Below are 26,476 nucleotides of genomic sequence, written 5' to 3'. Positions count from 1 at the left end.
CATGAAAACAGAATCTTTCTGGGAAAACGTTAAGCAAATGTCGGATATCACAATCAGTTCTTGCCGTGTAGCCACCAGCCAAGGACAGGAAACTCAGTTTTTTGAACGTGATCAAATTCGAAATTTAAAAAAGAAGTGTGAAATCGAGTTGGCAAAGTTGAAAGAAGAGGCTTTAAGCCGCGGGAACGACTTAAAGCCGGGTGAAAGTTCTTGCGAGGAATTTTCACATACCAAAACAAACCCATAGCAGGAGTTTAGGCAATGAAAAGACTACCACTAAAAGCGCGGATTGTGAAACAGCAATGGCATTACTTTGTTGTTGTAAAAGGTCAGGCAGTAGAAATCAGCAGAGCTTTTGCAAAAGCCGTATATGAAGGAGCGATCTGATGTCGAATGCCGAATTGATTTTAGATAAACCTCTTACGGCTGATCAGTTAGTCAACCAAAGTTCTGGCTGCATCGAGTGGTACACACCACCGTGGTTAACATCGCTTTGTTCTGAACTGATGGGCGGCATTGATTTAGATCCTGCCTCTTGTGAAGTCGCTAATAAAACGGTTGGTGCGACGTGTTATTACACAAAAGAAGATGACGGGCTTAGTCGTGATTGGTTTGGCAATGTGTTTATGAATCACCCTTTCGGTAAGCCGGAACAGGCTTGTGTGAGAAGCAAAACCGATCCTTCCCGTTTTCTTTGCAACAAAAAAATATGCAAAGAGAGAGGTCACCACACGGAGCACTATGTTCCTGGTAATTCAGACTGGATCAACCGCTTCATTGAACAGTATGAGGCGGACAAATTTCGCCGCGGCGTCGCACTCACTTTTGCAAGCACTTCAGAAGATTGGTTTAAGCCCTTGTATCAATTCCCAAGATGCTGGCTGTACAAGCGAGTTCATTTCCTTGATGCAAACGGTAATGAGGTGAAGGGGGCAACCAAAGGATGCGTTCTGACTTTTGCGGGAATGGAGCTCGAAAAGATTGAGCGGATATTTTCTAAGTACGGCAAGGTTGATCGGGGGTAAATGATGTCATTAGTTTATAAATATAAAGGCTTGAAAGGCATTAGAGCCATTGCTGAAGCTTATAACATCAGTCCACAAACCCTTGCTTACCGCATTAGAAAGCGCGGCATGGGGATTGAGGAGGCGATTAATGCGCCGCTACATGAAAGATCCAAATTTCAGCAGGCTTCTAACGTCAAGAACACCGAGTATAGCGAACCAAATCTTTCTTATATCGCTATCCGTCAGCCACACGCAATGCCAAAGCTATGGCGAATTGCTCTTGGGATTGGTGCTTCATTATGAGCAGAGCCGCGAACGACTGGGCTTGGTCTTTAAATATTAAGCCAGCGAGCTTAAAACTACTGCTTCTATCAATGGCTGATAGAGCAGATGAAGAGCATTGTTGCTTTCCTTCAATCGCTCGCTTAGAGAAGGACACTGGATTAAACCGGAAAACAATTCTTGCAGGAATAAAAAAACTGATCGAATGCGGCGTTCTCAAAGACACTGGTGAAAAGCGGGGGAGAACAATGCGCGTCGTCGTATATAAATTAGTTGGTGTTGATAGTGGTATTACTTGCTTAGATGCAAGAACACCGAAAACCACCCTCGCAAACCAAATTGATGAAATAAGCCCAAATTCGGAACAGTACCAAAATTGGAATGATTCCGAAAACGGTACTTTGAATAGGCCCGAAAACGGTACTTTGAATAGGCCCGAAAACGGTACTCAGAACCAGTCATTAGAACCGGTCATAGAACCATGTAAAGATCTTGTTCCGAGCCAGCTCGAAACTGGCAGTGAAGATCCGGTGGTTTTTGAAATCCCACTCAAAGGAAAAACATCAAGCAGATTGATTCGACATTCGGAGATTGAGGATTGGTCAGCGCTTTATCCAAAAGTGAATATTAATCAGCAAATTCGAAACATGATCGGCTGGTGCAGGGGGAATCCTACGAAACAAAAAACAGCCAAGGGGATTAATCGGTTTATTCACTCATGGCTATGCAAGGAGCAGGACAAGGGTTACAGCCAGTCGTCTTACTCACAAGCTCCAAACTTTCATAGCGGAGATACAACTTGGGCAAACGGTTTAGAGCTAGGTGGTGATCATGAAATCTATCGCTAATATTGCAAGTGGCTTCACCGCTTCTGTCGCTGGTCATGCTGGTGGATGTCAAGAACCGGCAACATCAGTTCCTACTTCGGCGGTCGTGTTGGTAAATAATTTATTTGCTGAGCTTCAGGTTATTTTCCCGGCATGGCGTTTAGCATTCCCAACACAAGCTACGCTCGACAATGCTAAACGAACTTGGACTCTTGCGTTGTTTGAGAATGGAATTCATCACGGGGTACAGATAAAGGCTGGACTTCGCAAGGCTCGCGCCTCCGGTAGCCCACATATGCCAAGTGTTGGTCAGTTTATGTCTTGGTGCCGCCCGTCTGCTGAAGATCTTGGACTGCCGTCGATTGAGCAAGCTTTTGCCATGATAGGCATGATGAGATACCCAGATATGCGTCAAAGAATACCTGAGGTTGTCCAAGCTGCATTCAATCAAATACAGCATTGGGATTTAACGCACTTAACCGAAAAAGAGCTTTTCCCGATCTTTAAATCCCACTATCAAAAACTTATCGAAAAAGCTTCTCGCGGCGAAGACATTTCCTCCTTGTGCCCAAGGGCGTTACCTGCCGACAAGGTAACAAAAACTCAAGATGAAAAAGACCAAGAGAGGCTAAACGGTCTTTCTACAATCCAAAGTCTTAGGCAGAACCTTTTTAAGCGGGGCGGCAATGACAAATGAAGAGCGATTATTGTCTGTTATGGAGGCCAAACAAAAAGTTTGGACTCACCAAGAGCTCTGCGTTCGACTTGGTGTACACGTTTGCGAATTAACGAAAATGATCAGAGCAGCTAAAGATTCTGGGGTGTCGATCCAATGGGGAAGCGGCGAGGTGCTTTCAGGGACAAGTAAATTATGGTTGGAGCGTTAAGAGTGTTTAATTTAAGCAATCAAAGAACCGTCACAATGAGTAGTCGTGAAATTGCAGATCTTACCAATTCTAGGCATGACAACGTAAAAAGGTCGATGGAAAGAATGGCAAGTAACAAAATAATTTCGTTTACTCCAATGGAGGAACCGACTTTAGGCGGCGGAAAGCCTATCACGATCTACCATGTAAATAAGCGAGATAGCTACATTGTTGTTGCTCAACTATCACCTGAATTCACTGCTCGTCTTGTCGATCGTTGGCAGGAGCTTGAAGAAGCTGACCAATTCAGAATACCTCAATCGTTGCCAGAGGCATTACAACTAGCCGCTGATCTAGCTAAGCGAAATGAGGAAGTTACTCGTCAGCTTGCTTTAGTAGCCCCTAAGGTTGAATTTGCTGAAGCTATTGCCAGCACAAAGCGTGGAGTTTTACTTGGTCAGTTCGCTAAGGTTGTAGGACTTGGCCCTGTGACTATTTTTAAAATCCTAAGAGAACTCAACATTCTAATCTCAGAGGGTCAGTCATTTAATCTCCCATACCAGAATTACATCGATCGGGGCTATTTCACGGTTACCCAGCGCTCATTCAGAGCTGGCGAAGAAGACAGGATTGCGAACACAACAATTATTACTGGTAAAGGCGAGATCTGGTTGCGTAAGAAATTGCTAGATGAGGGATACCTCAAGGCGGTGGCTTCATGATGGTGATTAGAGTTCTACCAAAAAGTAAGGCGGTCGATGCGCTCTGTGTTTGCTATGAGAGGAAGTGCATTTATCACCACGATGGTAAAGACTATTTCGTCAAATCGTTAAAGGTTTCTGGTTCGGGTCGCTCGGCGCGCATTGAAGCCAAATTACAACCTGTTTGGGGGTAAGAATGATAAAGGTAAAGCTATTTTCAATTTACTTTGTTGCCGCAGTGTTGGTAATGACCTTAGGAGCTTGGGTTTCAAATATCGATATCAACAATCAATGGAAGATGGTTTTGGTTTATTCCGTCGCTTGTCTTGCTGCATATTTTCTTCATATGGTTTCTGAGGAAGCAAGAATTGAGAAAGATGGGCTTTCTGGAGAGGATGAGTAGTGGAATTTATTAATAATTTTATTACCGATCTTTCGGCTCAGCTTTCATCAATGTCTTTTGGTTATTTCGTTAAGGCTTATTTGACTTATATAGCGCTGTGTTTCGTTATAAAGTTTGTTTTCGCTGTTAAAAAAGAGCGATCAGAAGCTATAGAGAAAGCTTACCAGGATTTAATATATCAGGTGCATAAAGACACTGCTGATCGAATGTTTTATGCCGCTGTGTATGCGATAGATATTACTTATCCTAATCCAGGAGTTGGGCGGTCGCTTTTTATCGAAAATATGGTTGACGTATATAGAAGGAACGGTGGTGTTTATGAATAGTTACTCAATTGGTTGCGATCCTGACTCTAAATATCATGGCATTGCTGTTTATAAAAACGGAAATTTAGTTGATCTTCAAGCTCTAAATTTAATGCATTTCATGGATTTACTACTCGATCTAAAAAAGGATGGCTCTATCCATGTTCACATTGAAAACATGAACGGAAAAAAAGCTGTTTGGCATGCTGAAGATCAAAGCAAGAAATCTTATGGCATGGCCAGTCAGAATGTTGCCAAGTGTAAGCAAGCCCAAATTGAAGTTGAGAGAATGCTCGATAAGTTAGGCGTTCCATATACTCATCACAACATTAGCAGCGCTTGGAAGTCTCAAGCTGAGAGGAAACAGTTTGAAGCAGCAACGGGATGGAAGGGAACCAGTACAAAAGATACACGCAGCGCGGCTTACTTTGGTTTTATAGGATTAGGCAGCTCTTTCAGCTTGAGGATGGCTATGAAGCCATACATCCCTAAATCAGCAAAAAGGAAGATGGCGTGAAACTAAGCGATTTAATCAATAAAGATGATATTGCTCTATTTGATGTTTGTTTAACCGTACTTGGTAAAAGTGAGTTTAAACGAGTTAAGTCTCTTGCTTTGAATTCTGCTGCTGAATCGGCACGAGATGCACCAGATATAAAGAAAGCCAACTTAGCAAGAAGAGCAATAAACAATGTTTTTATTTCTGCGCTGAGAGATCGGGGTGTTACGAACTGGCGCATCTATATTAAGCGAAAGGAATTCTGAGTGCTTAAACAAAAGAAAATTTATATTGCAGGACCAATGACTGGATTGCCTGACTTCAATAAACCTAAGTTTTTCAAAACAGAGTTTAAATTGAGATGTGAGAACTATACCGTTCTTAATCCAGCTATTCTTCCTGATGGATTGGAGCATCATGAATATATGGAGATCTGTCTTCCAATGGTGCGCGTCTCTGATGTTGTTTATATGCTGAAAGGGTGGGAAAGTTCCAAAGGAGCTAATATGGAGCATGATTACGCTCTAGATATGGGTCTAGAGGTTATTTACGAATGCTAGTGTTACAGCCTTTTTTACAGCCTGATCTGGGCATTGTCATGTTTAAGCCTGGTAAAACTTTGCTCTCTGAATTAGTAAAAATGAGCCAAGGCAATAGGCTGATACTTATGCCTTTACCAGACGAGCTTGTTAATGTGCCAAGCGGAAAACTCAACAAACCAGCGCTGCCAGATGTTGATAAGCCATTAATAAGAGATCACCGACTTGCTGAATTTTTCATTTATCCAGAAGTGCAAAAGCGGCTGGGTGGTTTCCAGTATTGGCTTGATCGCATTCCACACTGCCAGCTTTCGGATGAAGGTTATTGTGATAAGAACCTTACTACGCTTAATCTTGATGTCGGAGGGGTTCGCGTCTGCTGGCATCATGATAACCATGAAAGAGTAACACCAACAGTTCGCAGTCAAGATATAGCAAAAAGAAACGTGATGCTGTGGGCTATGGAAAGAATTTGCTATCAACTCAATTTAGATCAAGGGCACGCACTTAGCTTGCCAGAAGTTTGCTGGTGGAGCGTTATTAATGCTGTACATGAGCATTTACCACAATCTGTTGTTGATGAAGCTTTTTCTTTCATTCACCCAAAGGCTCCAAAGGGGTTAACACGTAAAGAAAACGATGATCGTTTCCTAATTGACAGTAAAAACCTGCTGGGAGATAGAGTAAAAAAAATCGACCTAAGAGTTGATGATGAGCCACCAGCTTTGTTTATGGCCAGACCAAAAGAACTGACATGGCACTGTGAGAAATACCTTAAATTTGTTCGATCACTACCTTGCGTTATCACAGGTAAGACAACTGATGTTGTTGCTCACCATCTAATAGGGCATGGAGAGGGCAAGATAGGCGCGAAAGCTCATGATTTATTCACTATGCCTCTTCATATTGATGAGCACCGCCGCTTTCATGATGATCCTAAAAAATGGGAAACTCAACATGGTTCACAGTTGTTTTACGTAAAGCAGACGATAAAGAAAGCGTTGGATTTGGGGGCTTTGTTATAAAATAAATTATTTGAAGTATTGTATTTATCCTTGTGCAGGCCATCTCTGAACAGTCTGCACAAGATAAAATAGGCGCTTATTGAATGGCTTCTTTTACGTATTTGTCAATTGAATTATATATAGGACTAAAATTGTCAGTTGGTAAGTTAAATATTGTATCGGGAGCGTCTTTATATGGAATAACAAAGGTTATCATTTTGTTTCTATGGTGATTGAGTTCCTTAATGATATGCTCTTCACCACTAATCGTTGATGGGTGTATATTTAACCATTTATTTTCATAACAGCTCGTTATAAAAGAGACTTTTCTATCGTTGACCGTCATGAGCATACTACCCAAAGATATGATATTTTATACAGGCTGTTTGCATTTACAGCTATAATTGTAAGGGCTCATACTGTGCGGAGGGGATATGGGACTAGTCATTAACATTGAACATTGGCCGATGCCAGCTGCTATTGCTTTGGCAACAGAAGGCGTTAGAGCTAATTACAATCCAGAATGTGGTGGCGGCGGGTTTGGAGCTGCAGACCGAGAAATAGGCTCTAAACTGGATGGCGCTAAAGTACTTTCAGCGATTGATAGGATGTCTAAGCATGCTCGTCACTTATCAGATTGGTGCTTGTTCGCATATTCATCTCCAGGGTGGAGTTCAACCAGATTAACCGAGCGACTTATTGATAACGTAGCTTATGATTGGGTGTTCAGTCGATACGAGCAATATAATGAACTAGTCCAGATAAGAACATACAATAAAATAGTTCCTCTGATTCCATTGATCGCCGCTGGTGTTGCCCTTGAGCAAGCTAGTGGAGCTGAGATTAATAAAGTTAATGGTGAACTTGTTTACTCTCCTGTTGCAACGAAAAGTCAATTAATTGAAGTGCTCGTTTCTGGTGATGTAAAGGAAGCTAATGACGACAGCCTTTCTTTAAAAAAAAAGCGCACCATATATTATCAAAAACACTGGCCTAGAATTTCAGTTCACATTGACACAATTAAAATGATACTAATGCGGTACGATAGAATTGCCCAAAAAAGATTCAAAGAAGAGCTTGCAAAAGAAATGGGGGCGAATTAGTATATGAATATCTAGTATGGATAACTGTACTTAAATGATAAGAACCGCCGCAATGGCGGTTTTTTTGTACCTGAAATTCCATAACCATTATTCCCATCAACAGTAACAGGACACTCCGCTGGGGGTGGATATGCGCATGAATGAAAAAATCTCCAGCTCTCTTTCTTACTGGTGGAACGGCTTTATAGGCTTTCTCGGCTCAGTCTCTACAGATGCTTACATGATTTTCATTGCTCTTCTCGGCATGCTAATCACTGCATACATAAACAACTATTGGCACAAAAAAAGATTTAAGGCGGAGTTCGGCGATGAGTAGAGTTAGCAATATAACTGCATCACTAATTGCTGGTGGCGCTGGCGCTCTGGTTATAGCCGCATCGATGGTCATCCCGTTAGAGGGAATAAAGTACGTTCCTTATTATGATGTAGCTGGTGTTCTAACGGTTTGCTATGGCACGACCGGCCCAGACGTGATTGAGGGTAAGACTTACTCTCAAGAAGAGTGCGATTACTTTCTTGAGCGAGACTTGAAGCAGATTGAGCGACAAATACTGCCGATGATAAAGCCAGCATTACCAGAACCCACAAAAGCCGCGCTTTACTCTTTTACTTACAACGTCGGCGTTGGGGCGTTCTCTCGTTCAACTTTGCTAAAAAAGCTTAATGACGGCGATATGAACGGTGCATGCGAGCAGCTTAAGCGATGGGTTTACGCTGGCGGCCGCAAGTGGAAAGGCTTAATGACGCGGCGCGATGTTGAAATGGAAGTCTGCAAGTTGGCGATTTAACAAAGGAGTTGGTATGCCGTTAGCAAAATTGAAATACATGGCGCTAGCGGCGCTCTTGTTGACATCGGTTGCACTGACTTTGTTGTTATCAACCGAGAGAGCAAAGCTAAACGCGACAGAGGCAAGGCTGGCCGCGAAGCAGATAGAGCTCACATCAGCGCTCGATGATGTATTAGCGCTGCAATATCAGATGGAAGAGCAAAGAGCGAAGATCGCAGCATTTAATCAATTAAGCACCAGATACTCCGAGGAGCTCGCCAATGCAAAAGCTGAAATACAACAGCTTAGTGATAGCGTGCGCGCTGGCCCTAAGCGCGTGTACGTCAAGGCAAGTTGTCCACCAGCAATGCCCAGTACCGATAGCGCCGGAGGCGTGGGCGATGCAGGAGCCGCAAGACTTAGCGACACAGCTACAGAAGATTATCTACGCCTCAGAATGATGATGGTAGAGAACGAGAAGCAGACGAAGTATCTGCAGGATTACATCAAAACCCAATGCATAAGGTAACAAAGCATGGACAATCAACACCGAAAGATAGGAGGCTGTCGAGATTTGAGTCAGAAGGAAATTGACTTAATGAATCGCATCAAAGAACACGGAGAGCAAACCAAGGCTCTTATTGATGAGTTGCTTGATCTTAGGGATAGTCAACTTGCTGCATTTGAAATAACTGGAACCGAGATTAGCTACCAACAATCTTTCGAGTCAATTCGTTGTCTGCAATTGGCGAAAGATAATTTGCAGACTGGACAGATGTGGCTTGTTCGCGCCGTTGCGCTTCCAGGAAGCTTTTAACAATGAAAAGAAACAAGCGCCGCTTAAGAGATAAGCACCTACGCAAGCGTGGCAACTCATTATAAGTTTATTTTCAATAGATATTTAATGCTGCTCAAGCGCTCTCAGGCAAACCCTAAGAGCGCTTTTTGTTTTACTGTGCAAGCAAGCCTCATTTGTTTTTGACGGCTCTAATTCGCACATGCGAGCTCAGCGCAACAATCACGCAAGGGGGAGGGCGGGTCGAAACCTTGTGGCCCCCTCCCCCGAGACCGCGCCCTCCAGTAAATTTTTACAGCCGCGAAAAATGAAATTTAAATCGGAAAATTTTTCCTGTCGTTTTTGGGCTCGGATTTTTACTCCCTGTGGATAACTTAGGTTTACGAGAATGGATACCGAACTAGCCAGAAAAATGATTGATCTCGCTGATGCAGATAATTTGCCTGATGATCACAAGTTAAGATCGCTAGCTTTGGATTTCGAAAAATCTGTGTTGTCGATCGGTCAGCCCGGCGGCGTAAAGAGAATGCTTGGCAGTTGGGCAAGAGCAAAGCGCTGTTGGAGTGAATACACCGGAGAAACGCTGCTATGAAATCAAGCAATAGTCATATACACACTCCATCAGATGGTCGTGGTGGACGTTATGTCTTCGTTAACGGAAACAAAATCGATCATGTAATTTATGCTGATACTAAGAAAGGCATTGTCAAATATCACCCTCACCCCATAAGAATCAAAAAGGGTTCTGATTTTGTTTATACCAGAATCTTAAAGGGGCTAGTGACTGTGGAACTTATAAAATGATCTCAAATTGTTCAGGTTGCCAAAAACGGCGTGAGTGGTTAATTAAATGGAGCAAAATTGCTTATGAGCGCTCAAGAAAAATCATTGCTGATAGCAAAGCTAAATCATCCAGTGTCAATGGAAAAGTTAGCGGATCTTCAGAGTTGCCTAAATAAACAAGTTAAGCATCTAGGCATTGATACGCTTGTTTTTGATTCATCGATCGAACCAGAGTATCACCAACCAATTTCAGAATTGGTTGAAGCTATCAAAGCGCAAACAGAAGCTATCAATAATCTAGTAGGAAGCAATATAGCCATCCTCGATGAGTTAATAGATCAGCATTCTGATCTTGAAGATGAGCCTCAGAAGCTAGCATCATCATTTGATGATACAGAACCAGAGCATATGTAATGCCACGGAGAATACAAAAGCCCTGCCGATTAAAAACCTGTAACACTCTCACAAGAAACAAAAACGGATACTGCGACGAACACGCAGAGCACGCTGTTGGTTGGAAAAGAACGCAGGACAAAAATGGCAGCTCATCAGAGCGTGGTTACGGTTATTCGTGGCGAATATTGAGAGAAAAAATACTGAAGCGCGATGCTTACCTCTGCCAAGAGTGCTTAAAAAATGGCGAGATCACTGCCGCTACTGACGTAGACCACATTATCAACAAAGCTTGTGGTGGAACTGATGCAGAGTCAAACCTGCAATCACTTTGTAAACAGTGCCACAAAGGGAAAACTCGGAGTGAATCCAAAAGGTAGCTTTAATGGCCGGAGTAAAAGGGCGATCTGGCAGACCAGCCAAGCCAACTGCTAAAAAAGAGTTAGCTGGAAACCCGGGCAAAAGAGCATTAAACAAAAACGAACCAGACTTTGGTTTAGTCACAAACATAATGTGTCCAGAATGGCTTGGAGATTACGGTCGAGAATTATGGGAAACGGTTGTTCCTCTTCTCTGTAAAGAAAAAGTCCTTTGTGCTACAGACATTCAAAATCTTGAGGTTTACTGTTCCGCTTACGATCAATTCAGAAAATGTGAAGAAAACATTAAAGAGTTCGGATTGGTTGTTGTTGGTGCCACTGGCGGGCCTGTAAAAAATCCAGCACTTACCGCTAAAAATGAAGCGATAAAGCAAATGTCTTCGTTTGGAGGAATGCTTGGCTTAGACCCCTCAAGCCGGCAAAGAATTATTGGCGGCAATAAAGAAAAAGGGGGTAATCAGTTTAAGGATCTGTTGTGAGTAGATACCCTGCAGTAGATCAAGCTGAGAGATTTGCCAAAAATGTATTGGCCGGAAAAATACCAGCTTGTCGATATGTAAAACTTGCATGTCAAAGGCATTTCGATGACGTCGCAAAATCAAAGAAAAAAGACTATCCCTATAAGTTTGATAAATCTGAAGCTCAACGAAGAATAGACTTCATTGAGTTGCTTCCACACACCAAAGGAGAGTGGGCGTTTAAACGCCAGCTTCTAACTTTAGAGCCTTGGCAGAAGTTTGGCATTGCCATGACATTTGGCTGGAAAAGAAAATCTGATGGGATGCGTCGCTTTCTGGAGTCGTACTGGGAAGTTAATCGAAAAAATGGGAAGTCAGCGGTAGCAGCAGGTATTGGACTGTCCTGCTTTGTACAAGATCGGGAATTTGGCGCTGAGGTCTATTCAGGTGCAACAACCGAAAAGCAAGCATGGGAAGTATTTAGGCCAGCTCGCTTGATGGTAAAAAGAACACCATTGCTTGCTGATGCAGCTGGTATTGAGATCAACGCATCAAATCTTAACCGGCCATCAGACGGAGCGCGATTTGAGCCTATCATCGGTAACCCAGGTGATGGTGCTTCGCCTTCTTGCGCACTTATTGACGAATACCACGAACACGACAGCGATAATCTTTACACAACCATGCTGACGGGGATGGGGGCTCGTAAACAGCCGCTAATGCTGATCATTACCACGGCAGGCGCAAATATCGAAGGCCCATGTTACGACAAGCGCCGAGAAGTAATTGAAATGCTTGAAGGCCTAGTGCCGAGTGATGAGCTGTTTGGCTGGATATGGACGATAGACGAAGAAGACGACTGGAAAAACCCAGAAGTTCTTGCCAAAGCAAACCCCAACATTGGGGTTTCTGTTTATAAAGAATACCTAATCAGCCAGCAGCAGCGAGCGATTAAGCAGCCGCGATTTACCAACAAATTCAAAACCAAGCACTTGGGAATTTGGGTAACCGCAAAAACGGGCTTCTTCAACATGGCTCAGTGGGAAAAACTCAAAGACGAAACTCTGACTTTAGATCAATTCGAAGGTCAACCCTGCGTACTCGGTTTTGACCTAGCAAGAAAACTCGATATGAACTCTATGTCTCGAATTTTCTGGCGAGATATTGGTGGCAAGCGGCATTACTACAGCGTTGCGCCGAAGTTCTGGGTTCCAGAAGATACCGTTTTCGACAACGATAACCAGAAGCTGGCTGAAAAATACCAAAAATGGGTAAACCAAGGTCTGCTCTACGCGACTGATGGAGCCGAAGTGGACTATCGAGAAATCCTCGAAGAAGCCAAAGAGGCAAATCGAATTAACCCTGTACTTTCGTCTCCCATTGATCCATTTGGCGCAACAAACTTAGGGCATCAACTTGATGATGAAGGCTTGGAGCCAGTAACCATCGTCCAGAACTACACCAATATGAGCGACCCAATGAAAGAAATCGAAGCGGCGATTGCTTCTGGCCGCTTCCATCACGATGGCAACCCGATTATGACTTGGTGTATGGCAAACGTGATCGGCAAATACCTACCCGGTAACGACGATGTGGTTAGGCCAATCAAACAGGGTAATGATAACAAAATCGACGGCGCGGTAACGCTTATCATGGGTGTCGGAAGGATCATGGTTCCAGCTGGTGATTCTGACGAAGATTTTATGAACGCAATAATGGACCCAATTTTCTAATGAAAATCGCAATCATCGCATACCTAATTTTCGCCCTAGCCGGTTTGGCATGCTTGGTTTCAGGCGTTTACGTATTGCAAGGCAAAGGTTATGCACTCTTGGCGGCAGGCGTTGCATTTCTTGCCATGTCGCTTTTTATGAGCCGTGCGCTTAGGGTGCAAAGCGGCCAAAACACAAAACAACCACCCAAAGGTGACTAATGAGTAAGCAAAAATCATTTTTCGACGTCATTAGTCAATCCATCACAACCCCTTCCGCCTCGCTCTCAGATTGGGCAGGAAGAAGTATTGGTTTAAGTGATGGTGATTTCTGGTCGCAGTTCTTAGGGTTTCAGTCCAGTAGCGGCAAAACCGTAAACGTCAACAATGCGATGAAGCTTTCAACGGTTTGGGCTTGTGTGCGATTAGTTTCCACTTCCGTGGCAGGTTTGCCCTTTGGCGTTTACAAAAAAATGCCGGACGGCGGCAGACAGCCAGCGAAAGAAATTAACGTTTACGACATCATTCACAACAGTCCAAACGAGGACATGACCGCCTTTCAGTTCTGGCAAGCGGTTGTGGCTTCAATGTTGTTATGGGGTAACGCCTACTGTGAGATTCACTGGTCAGGCAAAACACCCATCGCGATTGATTTCTTGCTGCCAAGCCGGATAACTCTGCAAGAAGATAGCGCGGGCAGGCTGCGTTATTACTATCAACCGAAGAAGGGACCACGCCGCGAAATCCTGAAAAAGAACATGCTGCACATACCTGCATTTACGCTCGATGGCAGGATCGGCCTTTCGGCGATCAACTACGGTGTGAACGTTTTTGGTTCAGCGCTTTCTGCTGAGGATGCCGCAAATTCAACCTTCAAAAACGGATTGATGCCAACGGTCGCTTTTAAAGTTGACCGCGTACTGAAAGAAGAACAACGCAGCGCGTTCAGAAAGTATATAGCAACCATTACCGGCGCACTGAATGCGGGTCAATCGCCAGTTCTAGAGCAAGGCGTCAGCGCAGACAAAATAGGCATCCCTCCAGCGGATGCTCAGCTTCTTGAATCTCGTTCATTCAGCATTGAAGAGATTTGCCGCTGGTTTGGTGTGGATCCTGCGATGGTGGCTCACGGCTCCAAAGATTCAAACTGGGGTACAGGTTTAGAACAAAAGCAAATCTGGTTTCTAACCTTCTGCATCAGCACCTTTACTAACTCCATTCAACAATGTGTCAACAAAAAGCTGTTAACGCCAGAGCAGCGCGTCAGTTATTACAGCGAATTCTCACTGGAAGGGTTCCTGAAAGCTGATAGCGCGGCGCGTTCGTCCTTCTACAGCTCGATGACGCAAAACGGCATCTACACCCGAGATGATTGCCGAGAAAAAGAAAACTTGCCGAGAAAAGGCGGAAACGCCGACAAACTGACCGTGCAATCAAACCTAGTTCCGCTCGATAAGCTTGGCGAATCAAATCCAAGCCAAGCCGCCAGAGCAGCTCTACAAAGTTGGCTTGACAATAATCAGGAGTAGCTATGCCAATTAATCTGAAAAACTGGCTGATGAAGTCAGGCCAAATGCACAGCGACATTAGCCCTAAAGCGCTGGAAATGTGGAACCCAGCTATCCGAGCAGAAGGTTACGACTCTGAAACCACCATTACCATTTACGGCGTGATCGGTGAAGATTGGTGGGGTGAAGGCATCACTGTAAAACGCATTGATGCAGCATTGCGCTCAATCGGTGACAAGCCGGTTACCGTTTACATCAACTCACCAGGTGGCGACATGTGGGAAGGCATCGCCATCCACAACCGACTGCAAGAGCACTCTCAAGAAGTCACCATCAAAGTGATCGGCATTGCAGCCTCAGCGGCCTCGATCATCGCCATGGCAAGTGATGACCGCCAAATCGCCACAAGTTCTTTCTTGATGATCCACAACTGCTGGACTTATTTGGCTGGCAATCGTCATTTCCTGCGCGAAATGGCAGACACCATGGAAGAGTTCGATGCAGCAATGGCGGATGTCTATGCCGATACCAGCGGCCAGCCAGTAGAAGAAATGAGCCGCATGATGGATGCAGAAAGCTACATCCGGGGCAAAAAAGCGGTAGAGCTTGGGCTTTGCACTTCGATCATTGACCCATCCGAAGTGAAAGAAACCAATGATGAGGAATCAAAACAGGCCAACGCACTAAAAGCGATGGACATGGCACTCGCCAAAACAGGCATGCCACGCGCTAAGCGCCGCGAACTCTTTTCAAACCTCAAGTCCACTACGCATAACGCTGGTGGCGGTGATACGCCTAGCGCTATCACGACCGGCACGCAAAACGCTGTCGCTCAAATCGATCTCTCCGCCTCTTTGAGCGCGGCAAATGACATTCTTGAATCACTACGGAGCTAAAACCATGTCAGCACCATTAGAACAACAAGTAGAAACATTGCAATCTAGCCTTAATAAAATTGGCGATGCAGTAAAAGCTCAGGCGGAAGCAGCAAATAAAGAAGTTGCTCGCCTTGGCGAAATGAGCGCACAAACCCGTGCCTCAGTGGATGAAATCCTAACCAAGCAAGGCGAACTACAAGCGCGCCTACAAGAAGCAGAGCAGAAAATGCTTAACGCCGGAAAAGAAAACGGCGAAGAAGAATTTCGCTCCGCCGGAAACATCGTAGCTGAAAAACTATCAGCAGAGGGTGTTGCATCTAACTTTCGTGGACAAACACGCATCCAAATGCCGCGCTCAGCGATTACCTCAGCAACAGGTTCAGGCGGCGGTTTAGTCGCGCCAGATCGCCGAGCGGGAATCATCGCTATTCCAGAGCGTCAAATGACGATTCGTGATTTGATAGCACCAGGAACCACAACCAGCAACATGGTTCAGTACGTCAAAGAAACGGGCTTTACCAACAACGCCGCTCCAGTGGCTGAAAACACATCAAAACCCTATTCAGATATCAACTTCGCAATGGAGAATGCCAGCGTGCAAACCATTGCGCATTTGATGAAGGCATCACGCCAAATTCTGGATGACGCTTCCGCTCTAGCCAGCTTCATTGATGCGCGAGCGCGTTACGGCTTGATGATCAAAGAAGAAGGTCAGCTATTGTACGGAAACGGCACAGGCGCAAACTTGCATGGCATTATTCCGCAAGCGTCCGCTTATGCAGCGCCAGCAGGTGCAGAAGTGACCACAGAGCAGCGCATTGACCGCCTGCGCTTGGCTATTCTTCAAGCCGCACTGGCAGAATACCCAGCAACTGGCATTGTTCTTCACCCTACCGACTGGGCAACGATCGAACTGCTGAAAGACAGTACCGGTAAATACATCATCGGTAACCCACAAAACGGTACCACGCCAACCTTGTGGCGATTACCTGTTGTGGCTACTCAGTCCATCAACCAAAACGCCTTCTTAACGGGTGCGTTTAACCTTGCTGCACAGATCTTCGACCGCATGGACATCGAAGTTCTGGTATCGACAGAAAACGATAAAGACTTTGAAAACAATATGGTTACTCTGCGTGCCGAAGAGCGCTTAGCGTTCGCGGTGTATCGCCCTGAAGCGTTTGTGACTGGCGAACTAAAAGAAGCGTAATCGCAAGGGATGATTAATCAAAACAACCATAAAGGCCGCTAGTTCGGCCTTTATTATTTGGAGTAATCGAAATGAAAAAAGTAACAGTTAAGGCAAAGAAATGTTTCTACTGGGGGCGATTTGCCAATCAAATGAAGAAGCCAAGCTCAGAGCCGTTTGAAGTTACTGAATGGGAATATCAGCAGCTTAACGCGAAAGGAATGGTTTATCTCGCCGAAGAGCCATCTCAAGAAGAACAAGAAGCAGCTGAACCTTCGAAAGATGAAGAGCCATCTCAAGAAGAACAAGAAGCAGCTGAACCCAAAAAGCGCGGAAGAAAAACGACAGCAAAGTCGTAAGTTAAACGAGATAACCCATGAGTATAATTACCCTTGAAAGCGCCAAGCAATGCCTAAGCGTCATTCATGACTTTGAAGATGAAAAACTGCAAATGTTACTCGATGGCGCGGAATCGGAAGCGGAGCAGTTTATCGATCAGCCTCTAGCTAGCGTAATCCCAGAAGGTGAGAGCGAACTTCCAGCATCATTAAAAATTGGGGTTATTATGCTCATGCAAGCCTCTTACCAAGCATCACCTGATGATGCGGAAAAATTGCGCAAAGGTGCAGAAATTAAACTTACACCATTTCGCATTAACTGGGGTGTTTAATGTTAGCGCATCGCTTAATCCATTCAGTAAATATTCAGGAGCCAATAGAGGAACAAAATCCACTAACGGGCGAAATGACAATCATCTGGGTGAATATTGAATTATCACCTGGTAAACCAAACATCCCCGCAGAGGTTTTAACGGGTGCAGGTCGAGAAGTGATATCTTCTGCATCTAAACATGCCGAAGTAGACGCAAGAATTAACATGCGCTGGTTTCCCTATGACCAACAAAGTTTATATAAGTGTCGAATACTATGGGAAGGTCAAGTATTTGGCATAGTTTCAGTCGAAACAGATAAAACTGCTCGGCAGGAGTGGAGATTTAAGTGTAAAGCAGGTGTCAGCACTAGCGGCATTTAATATCCAAATCAACACATGAGAGGTGTTGAATGAAAAATGTAGAGTTTGCAATACACGGTCTAGATCAAATTAAAGATAAATTAGCAAGATTAGATCGAGAAGTGGGTGATGCTGCGGGACGAAGAGCGTTAAGAAAAGCAGCTAACGTGATCGCGGCAGCTGCTAAAGAAAACGCACTCTTAGTTGATGACCCAAATACCGCTCGAAGAATCCGAGACAACATCCGACTTCAATTTGCCAGTCGACATTATAAACAGACTGGCGATCTAATGTATCGAATAGGCGTATCCACTCTTAAAGGCCGGATTCCTAAAGGGAACCCTGACGAAGGTGCAAAAGGAAACACTCCTCACTGGCATTTAATCGAGTTAGGTACCGAGCACAGCAGAGCAAAGCCTTTCTTGCGCCCTGCGCTTGCAGAAAAACGGCAACAAGCGATCGATACACTTATGCATGAATTAGATAGAGAAATCGCCAAGGAACTATACAAGTGAACACCGCCCCTATTCATCTTATTTGCAGCCAAGATCCACTTGTTACATCTTTACTTGGAAGCAGTCCAGTTAGGCTTTATATGTTTGGGCTTGCGCCTCAAACACCAGTAAAGCCTTATGCTGTTTGGCAGGTCATAACAGGTCAGCCTGAAAACTATATGGACAATAGACCAGATATCGATGATTACACACTTCAAATCGATGTATATGGAGACTCCGTATCATCGGTTAGAGAGGTGGCAGGGGCGATTCGCCATGCCATCGAACCCTACTGCATGTTAACTAGTTATCGAGGAGAGCACCGAGACAGCGAAACCATGAACTATCGCAGTGGTTTTGATGTTGATTGGCTAGTCGATAGATAACCAAAATACACAAAAGCAATTTAGAACCCGACCAATGAGTCGGGTTTTATTTTTCCTGTGCATCAAAAAATCCGCACTATGCGGCACCAATTGGAGACAAAACATGGCCATAAAGACACAAGGCACATCTCTATATACGATTGACCCAGCAGACGGTTCTCTTTTAGCTGTAAGCTGTGTTACATCAATTGACGGTATTGATTCAACCTTAGATCAGATCGAAACATCATGTTTAGAAGGTGATGCTCGGACCTATGAATCTGGAATGGCAACGCCTGGAACGGCCACGTTTGGTATTAACGTCGATCCAAAAGATGCAAGCCACGTTCGCTTACACCAACTAAAAACCCAAGGTGTTACTTTGAAGTGGGTTATTGGGTGGTCTGATGGTAAAGGTATCGCTCCAACGGTTTCCGGAGAGAATGAAGCCGCTGAATTCACCCTCCCGGCAACGCGAAGTTGGATTGCTTTTGAAGGGTTCATGAATAGCTATCCATTTAGCTTTGCATTGAATGCTGTGGTCGCATCAACCGTAGGCATTCAAGTGTCTGGCGACCCTATTTTAATTCCAAAAGAATAAGGATTAATTAATGCAACAGCTCAGTATTGATATGTTGAAAAATGCTGGTGCTTTTGCGCCAGCCAAACCAGAACGTCGTGAAATCAAATGGATCACTGACGACAAAAAGCTCCATGAGGCCGTTGTTTATATTCGGAAGAAGTCATTTATAACGCTGATTGAAGAGAGTCAATCAGGCACCGATTCTGTTTTTGTTATGGCGTCTAGGATCTCGTCTAGTGTGGTTGATGAATATGGTTCACCAGTCTTTAAGGTTGAAGACATCGTTGGAAACGAAGAACATGGACCTATCTGTGATTCACTTGCCATGGCATTACTCAATGCTATTTACGATGCTAATGGCTTAGGGAATAAGGCAGACCCAAAGCCATCGAGCCAGAGTGTGAGTTCTGGCAAGAACTCGTCCTCGCTGGAATTGGCGGGACCACGGTCGAAGAGGCTAAGCAAAAATTAACTTATAAAGAGGTTATCGACTGGCAGTCTTATCGAATTAAACACGGACCACTATGTAATCAGCGACGTATTACTGATGCGACTGAAAGCTTGATGTTCTTAATTGCAGCGATAAATAAAACGAACCTTAAGCCGGAAGATATAAATATTTACCCCTCAAGTAGTGAAGATAATTCAATACCAGAAGAATCAGCAAATCTTCATGATATTTTTGCTGCACTTAAAGCTGTAGCAAAACAAACCGAAAAAAAATAAACGGCCCAGCACTGCTGGGCTTTCTCAACTGGAGATCGTTTCATGTCATCTCGCTCTCTCGGTAATTTAACCGTTAATATGGTGATGAATACTGGCAGTTTTACTCAAGGTGCCGGCAGGGCTGAAGCAGCTGTAGAGCGTCTAAACAAATCAGCAAGAAGACAAAGAGATGAGTTGTCTCGGTTAGTTGCACAGATTGACCCTGTTGTTGCTGAGTATGATCGTATTGATAAAATGGAGGAAAAGCTTCGTAAGCACCGCAAGGCTGGGACAATAGGACAAGATGATTATGACATTTATCTTGGCAAGCTTAAAGAAATGCGCGATTCAGTTGGTAAAACATCTATTGAGTTTGGAAAGAATGGTAAATCCGCAAAAGAAATGGCATTTGCTATGCGAGGTTTGCCAGCTCAGTTTACTGATATCGCAGTTTCATTGCAGGGCGGACAAAAGCCACTGACCGTATTATTACAGCAAGGCGGACAGATTAAAGATATGTTCGGCGGTATCGGACTCGCAGCTAAAGCCATGGGAGGGTATGTACTTGGGCTTGTCAATCCATTTACTATCGCAGCATCGGCCGCAGGAGTTTTGGCTCTTGCTTACTATCAAGGCAGTGCAGAGGCAGACCGTTATAAAAACGCTATAATTTTAACTGGCAATGCATCAGGTGTTACATCAGATCAACTATCTCAAATGGCCAAGCGCCTTGATGAGGTTTCTGGCACTCAGCGCAATGCAGCAAAAGCGATCGCTGAAGTTGCAAATAGTGCTATTTTTTCAGCTAATCAAATAGAAATGGTCGCGCTTGCAGCTGTAAAAATGGAGTCTGCAACAGGCAAGGCTGTATCTGAAACGATTGCAGAGTTTATCAGGCTTTCTGAGGAGCCTGGCAAGGCAATTATTGAACTAGATAAAGCCCAAAACTTTTTAACATCTTCTATTTATGAGCAAATCACAGCCTTGCAAATGCAGGGCAGAGAACAAGAAGCGGTCTCGTTAGCTGTAAAAACATATGCTGATACCATTGATCAGAGAACAGGTGAGATCACTGATAATCTTGGTTATATAGAAAAAGCGTGGAAATCTATAAGATCTGCTGCTGCTGATGCGTGGGATGAAGTTTTAAACGTAGGAAGAAAAGATACTTCATCCGAAGAACTTGTGAAAATAGAGCAAGAAATCAAAAAGATAGAAGCAATAAGCAAGGGCAGAGACTCTATTCTTAGCGGTAGAAATGTAAATTTTGGTTATATCGACTCAAATCGATTGCAAAAAATGGCAAAAGCCGATAATGAGAGACTTGAACGATTAAAGCAGCAACGCGATGAGCTACTTATTATTTCAGAGCTTGATAAAGATGAAGCTGAAAGAAAAGCCAGAATAAACAAGATTGAATCAGAAGCCAAACTAGGCATTTCATCTGTAAATAAGATAAGACAAGAAGGCTTGTCTATTGATGAAAAAAGAAAAAAAGCAGTCGAAGATTATTTATCCAGCATTGAAGCTATTAGGGTCGCCAACCCTAACAGTCAACTTCTAAACCCAGAACAAATAAAAAAAGATATTGAATACATAGAGAAACAATTCAAAGATTCAAGTAAAGCTGTTAATGACAGCGCGGCTCAGCAAATGCTAATGCGCTTAAGAGAGCAAGAGGCAGCACTTAATGAACAACTCAATACCAATGCCAAACTCTCTTCTTCAAAGCAACAATTGGTCAAGTTTGAGCAACAGATTGTTGATCTAAAAGAGAAGAAAACTCTTACCGCTCAGCAAAAAAGCTTGATTGCCGAAGAAGATACCATTCGAGAACAATTAAAGAAAAATATTGCCATTGAATCTGAATTAGCGCTTCGAGAGCAAGTGATTCGCATTCAGAATATGCAAGCATCAACAACGGCTCAACTAGCCAGCGATGTTCAAAATTACCAAAACTCACTAGCAAATTACGGCGCTGGAGATGAAGTACTAAAACGTCTTAGAGAAGAACAGGCAATTCGCAATGATATTGCAAAGCAAATTGAACGAGCCACGGCAAGCAATTTAGCGGGCAAAATGTCAAACGATGAGCTGGATGCTCAAAAGCAGATATTAGAGCAAAGCTTGGAGGAAAGACTTGAGGCGCAACGTAAGTATTATGAACAGCTTGATGAGCTAGAGTCCAATTGGAAAAATGGAGCCAAAGCCGCATTTGATAACTACGTTTACGAAGCAAATAGAGCCGCCAAGATAACTCAAGGTTTTTTTACTAGTGCATTTACTGCAATGGAAGATTCTATTTATAAATTTTCTGTTAATGGTAAAGCGTCATTTAGAGACTTTTCGGAATCGATACTACAAGACATGGCGAGAATAGCATCACAACAGGCGGCTGTCGGAATATTAAGTCTTGGTGTTTCGTTTTTTTCAGCTGGTGCAGCATCAGCGCCTTCTACTGGATTAAGTAACGGCTTTGGCGGTTCATCATTTGACAGCATAGGCTTTAGTTCCGGTGGATATACAGGGCCCGGAGATAAAAATAAACCAGCAGGTATCGTTCACAAAGGGGAAGTTGTTTGGTCTCAAGCTGATGTTTCTCGAGCTGGTGGGGTTGGTATTGTTGAAGCCATGCGCAAAGGGGTGATTAACTACAAAGAAGGCTTAAAAGGTTACTCTTCTGGCGGGGCGGTTGGTTTAAATGCTCCTGCCATAAATACAGTTGTCTCGTCCCCTTCCAGTGTGGTTATTCAGCAAGAGATCAATATCCCAGATTCACAAAGCAATAACGGCGCAAGTATCGATCAGCAGTCTATTGCTAAAGCCTATGCAGATTCGGCAAAAATGGGAGCCAGAGAAGAAATTGCCAAGCAGTTAAGGCCCGGCGGTTTAATTTGGCGTGCTCAAAACGGAAGGTAACTTATGGCAATTAGTGTATTCACCTTTTGCGCGGACAAAGAAGCGACAGGAAGCACAAACTTTAGAGTGAGAAGCGCCAAATTTGGTGATGGTTATACCCAATCTGCAGGGGATGGAATTAACAACCGCCAACAAAGCTGGCCATTAAGCTTTACCAAGAGAAAAGCCGAAGCTGGAGCGATCAAACAGTTTTTTGATGATCACGAAGGGTATAAATCCTTTGCATGGAAGCCGCCGCTATCTCCTATTGGTCTTTACAAAGTCGAAGAGTATTCCTTGCTCCCACTGGGGGCAGGAATGTACCGAATAAGCGCAACATTTATTGAAGCTTTTCATCCATAAGGTAACGATAATGTCATTAACAACGGATATCCAAACGTTAGAACCTGGCAGTGAAATAGTACTTTTTGAGGTAGATGGCTCGGAGTTTGACGCTGATATACTTCGATTTCAATCCCACCTTGAGCCATATAGCGAAGAAGAAATACAAGTCTCACTTACAACAGGGGAAGCGTTGACTTCTAAGGCGATCATTTGGCGGGGCGAACGTTATTACAGTTGGCCTTGCCAAATAACGGGGCTAAATGCGACTAGTGATGGATCCCCCTCATCACCAACATTAAGTGTGGCCAATGTTGATGGATCTATTACAGCTCTGTGCTTGGCTTATCAAGACATGTCTCAAGCAAAAGTGACAATACGCAGAACGCTGAGTAAATATCTTGATGCTGAAAATTTTCCAAATGGGAACGATCAAGCAGATCCTGAACAAGAGCACGTAGAGATCTGGTATATCCGGCGCAAGGTCTCGGAAGATAAAACGGCTGTTACGTTTGAGTTGTCGAGCCCAGCCGATGTGGGTGGTATCCAAATCGGCCGGAAAATGACTGCATATTGCCAGTGGTGCCTAAAAGGGCAGTATCGCGGCGCAGACTGCGGCTATAGCGGCTCAGCCATGTTTACTGATAATGACGAACCAACAGATGATCCAGCTAATGATAAATGTTCAGGGACACTAACTGGGTGTGCATTACGGTTTGGCGAAAATAACCAGTTACCTCATGGTGGTTTTCCGGCAGTGAGATTAATAAGGAAATAAGCATGTGGCAGTTCGACTTTATAGAGCACGCAAAGTTGCAGTACCCCAAAGAGTGCTGTGGATTATTAATCGAGCAAGATAATGATATGGTTTACGTTCCGTGCAGGAACAGTGCGCCAGAACCCGAGAATGATTTTATTATTCATCCTGCTGATCTAAGCGCATGTGAATTCATGGGGGATATTTTAGGTATTTGCCACAGTCACCCAGACTCAACAAGCAATCCAAGTTTGACCGATCTAGCTAAAGCTCACAGTCTGCATTCAGAATACCCGAAAGCTGATTGGTATATATTCAGCTGGCCAGAAGGTGATTTGCATGCATTCACGCCAAGCAGTGAACCAGCTCCATTGATTGGGAGGCAGTTCGTTCATGGGGTCTGGGATTGTTACACCTTAGTTCGTGATTACTACAGCCAAGAGTTGAAAATAACGCTGCCAGACTATGAAAGGCAAGATGGCTGGTGGGAGGGTGATCAAGAGCTTTATCTCGAGAACTTTAAATCTGCTGGTTTTAAGCCTGTGAGTACAGGCTCTCCAGATGATTTAGCCAACTTTGAATTCAAAGTTGGGGATGTTGTTCTTATGCAAATTCGCAGCAAGCGAGTAAACCATGCCGCCGTCTATGTTGGAAATGGAGAAATTATTCACCATCTATACGGAAGGCTAAGCAAGCGAGAAGTTTATGGTGGCTACTGGAAAAGAAACACCAGATTAGTGGTCAGACATCGCTAGATTGCGTTTAAGCTATCTAGTTAACATAACTTTATTTTCTTTGTCATTTTCCACATCGACGATTTGAATGATCACACCTCCCTGAGGCGCAGCTCCTGGTATCTCCCATGTTACACCGCTGGAAAGGTAGAAAGTCCCAGCGGGCACTTCACTGAACGAGAAGTATCCGTAACCATCAGCTTGTGTTTCTCTGACAAAAGGAGCAATTCTGCTATCAGGTTTACTTAATGTCTTTAATCCGTAGCCGTAAACTTTAAAATTATTTTGTTGGTGGATGGAATACCATTGATCGCTATATGATGTCTTAGGGTGTAACCAAACCTTAGATCCAGCACCGTATTTTACATCTCCCCCCTTGGTTTTAAGGAATACTTGACCAGAAACTTTACCTGTTCCTTCTTTTTCTAAGGCTTCATATTCATGAGTAGGGAAGTCAATTCTTTCTATTACAGTTGGCTCCATTACATTATTGGTGCAGCCAGAAAGTAAGACAGTAAGAGCCATAGTGAGATATTTATTCATTATATTCCTTAATTTTCAGTGTGTAACATTGTCATAAAATCTGATTCACTTAGAAAGCGAATCGGAAAACCCTGAGCGGCTAGTTCTTCCGCTCTGATTTGTTTACTGCTTTTCCCTTTGTCACCAATTAAGGCAAAGTTAGTAGAGCCCACAACAATAAGCGTAGTTTTGCGACTAACGCTGCTTTTAACTTCACAGCCTGCATTTGCAGCGGCAATTTTAGCTTGTGGTCTTGGTATAGATAAATCGCCCGTAAATACTACCACTTCGCCATAGAGTGGCCCATCTTCATTGGGTGGTGGAGCCTTCGTTCCTGAATCTGGGTAGTCAATATGGTATTTAGACTTTCTTTTCTTAAGAATTTCACACCATTCTGTTGCTTGAGTGTTGCTTTGCGAAACCGCCACATTAAGCACCTCAGCAGCGGCTATGGAGTCAGCAAGCGCATCGTGATGGTTATCAAGATTAAGGCCTAGATCTTTAGTAACATTTTTAAGAGAGTAACCCTTTTGGGCGTATTTGTCTGGCCACGTGCGACGAACGACAGTGGAAATATCTAACCATTGGTTACTCAACAAGGTCTGTTCATGTAGTTCAAGTGTTTTATTAATCGCAGAGCGATCAAACGCTCCATAAGAAGCAATGATACGGTCGCCAACAAAATCAATGAAAGTTGGTAAAAACTCAGCGAAATCTGGAGCGTTAGCCACATCATGTTCACTGATCCCATGAATATGACTATTTACTTCTGAAAAGTAAGTTTTTGGATTGATAAGGCTTGATAATTCGAGCTTTTCTCCATTTGTCCATTTTACCGCCCCTATCTGACAGATAGAGGATAAGTTAGGGTTTGATGTTTCTACATCAATTACTACTACATCATTAATGCCCACGAACGTCCCTTATTTTATGCAACTAGGTTTGTTAAGTTATACCAATGAAATAGTCAGTTCATAGTACCGATAACTAAATAGTTGATCTCCGCCGCTTATGTGGCTTTTTTTGTATCCAAATTTTAACAACGGAACCTTAGAAAATGTCATATACAACCATTCTATTATCCGGTTCTCTAGCGCAGAGATTCGGGCGCCAGCATTCTTATCACTTAGATTCCGGCACAACGAAAGAGGCATTCTCAGCACTAAAAAACACTGTAGATGGTTTTGAGCAATTTATTAAACAGCAATCAAAAAAAGGTATTCGCTACGCAATATTTCGAAACCGAGAAAACATTACCGATCAAGACATCACAATGGCAGGAACCAGAGAGGTTCGTATTGTGCCGGTGGTTGATGGAAGCAAAAGAGCAGGAGTTCTACAAACGGTATTGGGTGTAGCGATCATTGCTGCAGCAGCAATAGCAACCGGTGGTGTTGGGGCTGCATTTGCAGCTGGTGCTGGTGCTTGGGGAACGGCGGCTTCAGTCGGGTTAGCAATGACGATTGGGGGCGTTGTGCAAATGATCTCTCCCCAACAAAAAGGAATTTCCGCAAGGGAGGCATCAGAGAATTCGCCAAGTTATGCCTTTGGTGGTGCGGTGAATACCACCGCTTCAGGCCATATCGTTGGTATAGGATATGGTGAAAGAATTATTGGTGGCGCCGTGATTAGCGCTGGCATTTACGCAGAAGATATAGCTTAACTT

At 43.8% G+C, this 26,476-nt stretch carries 42 protein-coding genes; 40 read left to right on the top strand and 2 right to left on the bottom strand.

Annotated elements, in window-relative coordinates; genetic code table 11:
* The first annotated feature begins 1 nt into the window (after position 1).
* From BSR11_RS07215 to BSR11_RS07025, 39 genes are all read left to right on the top strand, one after another.
* Entirely contained in the window at positions 2-247 is a 246-nt protein-coding gene (locus BSR11_RS07215; protein WP_072669761.1) for a hypothetical protein, read from the top strand.
* Between the two features lie 14 nt (positions 248-261).
* A complete protein-coding gene (locus BSR11_RS17520; RefSeq protein ID WP_259741280.1) occupies positions 262-387 on the top strand; it encodes a hypothetical protein in 126 nt (41 codons plus the stop codon).
* Positions 387-1,025 carry a DNA N-6-adenine-methyltransferase gene (locus BSR11_RS07210; protein ID WP_072669760.1) on the top strand — a complete coding sequence of 213 codons (639 nt, stop codon included), beginning with the start codon at positions 387-389 and terminating at the stop codon, positions 1,023-1,025. Before BSR11_RS17520 ends, BSR11_RS07210 begins: the two co-directional genes overlap by 1 nt.
* On the top strand, positions 1,026-1,310 hold the full coding sequence (locus BSR11_RS07205) for a hypothetical protein (RefSeq protein WP_072669759.1): 285 nt from the start codon (positions 1,026-1,028) through the stop codon (positions 1,308-1,310).
* Positions 1,307-2,137, top strand: a complete 831-nt coding sequence (locus BSR11_RS07200) for a helix-turn-helix domain-containing protein (RefSeq protein WP_072669758.1) — start codon at positions 1,307-1,309, stop codon at positions 2,135-2,137. Before BSR11_RS07205 ends, BSR11_RS07200 begins: the two co-directional genes overlap by 4 nt.
* Positions 2,121-2,813 carry a replication protein P gene (locus BSR11_RS07195; protein ID WP_072669757.1) on the top strand — a complete coding sequence of 231 codons (693 nt, stop codon included), beginning with the start codon at positions 2,121-2,123 and terminating at the stop codon, positions 2,811-2,813. The genes BSR11_RS07200 and BSR11_RS07195 overlap by 17 nt, the downstream gene beginning before the upstream one ends.
* A gap of 225 nt (positions 2,814-3,038) precedes the next feature.
* On the top strand, positions 3,039-3,704 hold the full coding sequence (locus BSR11_RS07185) for a phage antirepressor KilAC domain-containing protein (protein ID WP_240004051.1): 666 nt from the start codon (positions 3,039-3,041) through the stop codon (positions 3,702-3,704).
* Between the two features lie 175 nt (positions 3,705-3,879).
* A complete protein-coding gene (locus tag BSR11_RS07180; RefSeq protein ID WP_072669754.1) occupies positions 3,880-4,086 on the top strand; it encodes a hypothetical protein in 207 nt (68 codons plus the stop codon).
* Positions 4,086-4,412 (top strand): hypothetical protein, encoded by a 327-nt coding sequence (locus BSR11_RS07175; protein ID WP_072669753.1) that lies wholly within the window; start codon positions 4,086-4,088, stop codon positions 4,410-4,412. The genes BSR11_RS07180 and BSR11_RS07175 overlap by 1 nt, the downstream gene beginning before the upstream one ends.
* Entirely contained in the window at positions 4,405-4,908 is a 504-nt protein-coding gene (locus BSR11_RS07170; protein ID WP_072669752.1) for a hypothetical protein, read from the top strand. The genes BSR11_RS07175 and BSR11_RS07170 overlap by 8 nt, the downstream gene beginning before the upstream one ends.
* Positions 4,905-5,156, top strand: a complete 252-nt coding sequence (locus tag BSR11_RS07165; protein ID WP_072669751.1) for a hypothetical protein — start codon at positions 4,905-4,907, stop codon at positions 5,154-5,156. The genes BSR11_RS07170 and BSR11_RS07165 overlap by 4 nt, the downstream gene beginning before the upstream one ends.
* Positions 5,157-5,450 (top strand): DUF4406 domain-containing protein, encoded by a 294-nt coding sequence (locus tag BSR11_RS07160; protein WP_240004050.1) that lies wholly within the window; start codon positions 5,157-5,159, stop codon positions 5,448-5,450. It abuts the gene before it with no gap.
* Positions 5,444-6,454 carry a DUF968 domain-containing protein gene (locus BSR11_RS07155; RefSeq protein WP_072669750.1) on the top strand — a complete coding sequence of 337 codons (1,011 nt, stop codon included), beginning with the start codon at positions 5,444-5,446 and terminating at the stop codon, positions 6,452-6,454. The genes BSR11_RS07160 and BSR11_RS07155 overlap by 7 nt, the downstream gene beginning before the upstream one ends.
* Positions 6,455-6,867: 413 nt before the next feature.
* The gene (locus BSR11_RS07150; RefSeq protein ID WP_072669749.1) at positions 6,868-7,536 is read left to right on the top strand and encodes a hypothetical protein; all 669 of its coding nucleotides are present in this window, start codon (positions 6,868-6,870) and stop codon (positions 7,534-7,536) included.
* A gap of 136 nt (positions 7,537-7,672) precedes the next feature.
* Positions 7,673-7,852: a hypothetical protein gene (locus BSR11_RS07145; protein WP_233268175.1), complete on the top strand. Its 180-nt coding sequence runs from the start codon at positions 7,673-7,675 to the stop codon at positions 7,850-7,852.
* Entirely contained in the window at positions 7,845-8,324 is a 480-nt protein-coding gene (locus BSR11_RS07140; protein WP_072669747.1) for a lysozyme, read from the top strand. Before BSR11_RS07145 ends, BSR11_RS07140 begins: the two co-directional genes overlap by 8 nt.
* Positions 8,325-8,337: 13 nt before the next feature.
* The gene (locus BSR11_RS07135; RefSeq protein ID WP_072669746.1) at positions 8,338-8,832 is read left to right on the top strand and encodes a lysis protein; all 495 of its coding nucleotides are present in this window, start codon (positions 8,338-8,340) and stop codon (positions 8,830-8,832) included.
* Positions 8,833-8,838: 6 nt separating this feature from the next.
* Positions 8,839-9,120 (top strand): Acb2/Tad1 domain-containing protein, encoded by a 282-nt coding sequence (locus BSR11_RS07130; protein ID WP_072669745.1) that lies wholly within the window; start codon positions 8,839-8,841, stop codon positions 9,118-9,120.
* A gap of 367 nt (positions 9,121-9,487) precedes the next feature.
* Positions 9,488-9,691 (top strand): hypothetical protein, encoded by a 204-nt coding sequence (locus tag BSR11_RS07125; protein ID WP_072669744.1) that lies wholly within the window; start codon positions 9,488-9,490, stop codon positions 9,689-9,691.
* Positions 9,692-9,966: 275 nt separating this feature from the next.
* Entirely contained in the window at positions 9,967-10,296 is a 330-nt protein-coding gene (locus tag BSR11_RS07115) for a hypothetical protein (protein WP_167363652.1), read from the top strand.
* On the top strand, positions 10,296-10,655 hold the full coding sequence (locus tag BSR11_RS07110) for an HNH endonuclease (protein WP_072669741.1): 360 nt from the start codon (positions 10,296-10,298) through the stop codon (positions 10,653-10,655). The genes BSR11_RS07115 and BSR11_RS07110 overlap by 1 nt, the downstream gene beginning before the upstream one ends.
* A 5-nt stretch (positions 10,656-10,660) precedes the next feature.
* Positions 10,661-11,134 (top strand): phage terminase small subunit P27 family, encoded by a 474-nt coding sequence (locus BSR11_RS07105; RefSeq protein WP_072669740.1) that lies wholly within the window; start codon positions 10,661-10,663, stop codon positions 11,132-11,134.
* Complete coding sequence (locus tag BSR11_RS07100) at positions 11,131-12,846, top strand: terminase large subunit (protein ID WP_072669739.1); 1,716 nt, start codon at positions 11,131-11,133, stop codon at positions 12,844-12,846. Before BSR11_RS07105 ends, BSR11_RS07100 begins: the two co-directional genes overlap by 4 nt.
* On the top strand, positions 12,846-13,046 hold the full coding sequence (locus tag BSR11_RS07095) for a hypothetical protein (protein ID WP_072669738.1): 201 nt from the start codon (positions 12,846-12,848) through the stop codon (positions 13,044-13,046). Before BSR11_RS07100 ends, BSR11_RS07095 begins: the two co-directional genes overlap by 1 nt.
* Entirely contained in the window at positions 13,046-14,353 is a 1,308-nt protein-coding gene (locus BSR11_RS07090; protein ID WP_072669737.1) for a phage portal protein, read from the top strand. Before BSR11_RS07095 ends, BSR11_RS07090 begins: the two co-directional genes overlap by 1 nt.
* A gap of 2 nt (positions 14,354-14,355) precedes the next feature.
* A complete protein-coding gene (locus tag BSR11_RS07085) occupies positions 14,356-15,228 on the top strand; it encodes a head maturation protease, ClpP-related (protein WP_072669736.1) in 873 nt (290 codons plus the stop codon).
* Positions 15,229-15,232: 4 nt separating this feature from the next.
* Entirely contained in the window at positions 15,233-16,420 is a 1,188-nt protein-coding gene (locus BSR11_RS07080) for a phage major capsid protein (RefSeq protein WP_072669735.1), read from the top strand.
* Between the two features lie 71 nt (positions 16,421-16,491).
* Entirely contained in the window at positions 16,492-16,758 is a 267-nt protein-coding gene (locus tag BSR11_RS07075) for a hypothetical protein (protein ID WP_072669734.1), read from the top strand.
* Positions 16,759-16,775: 17 nt separating this feature from the next.
* Positions 16,776-17,069 (top strand): head-tail connector protein, encoded by a 294-nt coding sequence (locus BSR11_RS07070; protein WP_072669733.1) that lies wholly within the window; start codon positions 16,776-16,778, stop codon positions 17,067-17,069.
* Positions 17,069-17,431, top strand: a complete 363-nt coding sequence (locus BSR11_RS07065; RefSeq protein ID WP_072669732.1) for a head-tail adaptor protein — start codon at positions 17,069-17,071, stop codon at positions 17,429-17,431. The genes BSR11_RS07070 and BSR11_RS07065 overlap by 1 nt, the downstream gene beginning before the upstream one ends.
* A gap of 29 nt (positions 17,432-17,460) precedes the next feature.
* Entirely contained in the window at positions 17,461-17,925 is a 465-nt protein-coding gene (locus BSR11_RS07060) for an HK97-gp10 family putative phage morphogenesis protein (protein ID WP_072669731.1), read from the top strand.
* Positions 17,922-18,290 carry a DUF3168 domain-containing protein gene (locus BSR11_RS07055; protein ID WP_072669730.1) on the top strand — a complete coding sequence of 123 codons (369 nt, stop codon included), beginning with the start codon at positions 17,922-17,924 and terminating at the stop codon, positions 18,288-18,290. Before BSR11_RS07060 ends, BSR11_RS07055 begins: the two co-directional genes overlap by 4 nt.
* Before the next feature lie 103 nt (positions 18,291-18,393).
* Positions 18,394-18,870: a phage tail tube protein gene (locus tag BSR11_RS07050; protein WP_072669729.1), complete on the top strand. Its 477-nt coding sequence runs from the start codon at positions 18,394-18,396 to the stop codon at positions 18,868-18,870.
* Between the two features lie 10 nt (positions 18,871-18,880).
* Positions 18,881-19,324, top strand: coding sequence for a phage tail assembly chaperone family protein, TAC (locus BSR11_RS07045; protein WP_072669728.1), 444 nt, complete (start codon positions 18,881-18,883; stop codon positions 19,322-19,324).
* A 92-nt stretch (positions 19,325-19,416) separates the two neighbouring features.
* Positions 19,417-19,578: a hypothetical protein gene (locus BSR11_RS17285; RefSeq protein WP_167363651.1), complete on the top strand. Its 162-nt coding sequence runs from the start codon at positions 19,417-19,419 to the stop codon at positions 19,576-19,578.
* 42 nt (positions 19,579-19,620) lie between these two features.
* Complete coding sequence (locus BSR11_RS07040) at positions 19,621-22,476, top strand: phage tail tape measure protein (RefSeq protein WP_072669727.1); 2,856 nt, start codon at positions 19,621-19,623, stop codon at positions 22,474-22,476.
* A 3-nt stretch (positions 22,477-22,479) separates the two neighbouring features.
* Positions 22,480-22,818, top strand: coding sequence for a phage tail protein (locus tag BSR11_RS07035; protein WP_072669726.1), 339 nt, complete (start codon positions 22,480-22,482; stop codon positions 22,816-22,818).
* 10 nt (positions 22,819-22,828) lie between these two features.
* A complete protein-coding gene (locus tag BSR11_RS07030) occupies positions 22,829-23,575 on the top strand; it encodes a phage minor tail protein L (protein WP_072669725.1) in 747 nt (248 codons plus the stop codon).
* A 2-nt stretch (positions 23,576-23,577) separates the two neighbouring features.
* Complete coding sequence (locus tag BSR11_RS07025; protein ID WP_072669724.1) at positions 23,578-24,309, top strand: C40 family peptidase; 732 nt, start codon at positions 23,578-23,580, stop codon at positions 24,307-24,309.
* A gap of 12 nt (positions 24,310-24,321) precedes the next feature.
* Here BSR11_RS07025 and BSR11_RS07020 read toward each other — a convergent pair whose 3' ends face one another.
* Together BSR11_RS07020 and BSR11_RS07015 are read right to left on the bottom strand one after the other, a co-directional pair.
* Positions 24,322-24,831 carry a hypothetical protein gene (locus tag BSR11_RS07020; RefSeq protein WP_072669723.1) on the bottom strand — a complete coding sequence of 170 codons (510 nt, stop codon included), beginning with the start codon at positions 24,829-24,831 and terminating at the stop codon, positions 24,322-24,324.
* A gap of 8 nt (positions 24,832-24,839) precedes the next feature.
* Positions 24,840-25,724 (bottom strand): exonuclease domain-containing protein, encoded by an 885-nt coding sequence (locus BSR11_RS07015; protein ID WP_083544886.1) that lies wholly within the window; start codon positions 25,722-25,724, stop codon positions 24,840-24,842.
* A gap of 143 nt (positions 25,725-25,867) precedes the next feature.
* Between BSR11_RS07015 and BSR11_RS07010 the strand changes: the two genes are divergently transcribed.
* Positions 25,868-26,473, top strand: a complete 606-nt coding sequence (locus tag BSR11_RS07010) for a tail assembly protein (RefSeq protein WP_072669722.1) — start codon at positions 25,868-25,870, stop codon at positions 26,471-26,473.
* Positions 26,474-26,476: the final 3 nt, after the last annotated feature.

The organism is Vibrio injensis, from assembly GCF_001895205.1.
Classification (GTDB): Bacteria; Pseudomonadota; Gammaproteobacteria; order Enterobacterales; family Vibrionaceae; genus Vibrio; species Vibrio injensis.
The sequence above is the reverse complement of the archived record's forward strand: the minus strand, read 5'-3'. Positions and strand labels throughout refer to the sequence as shown.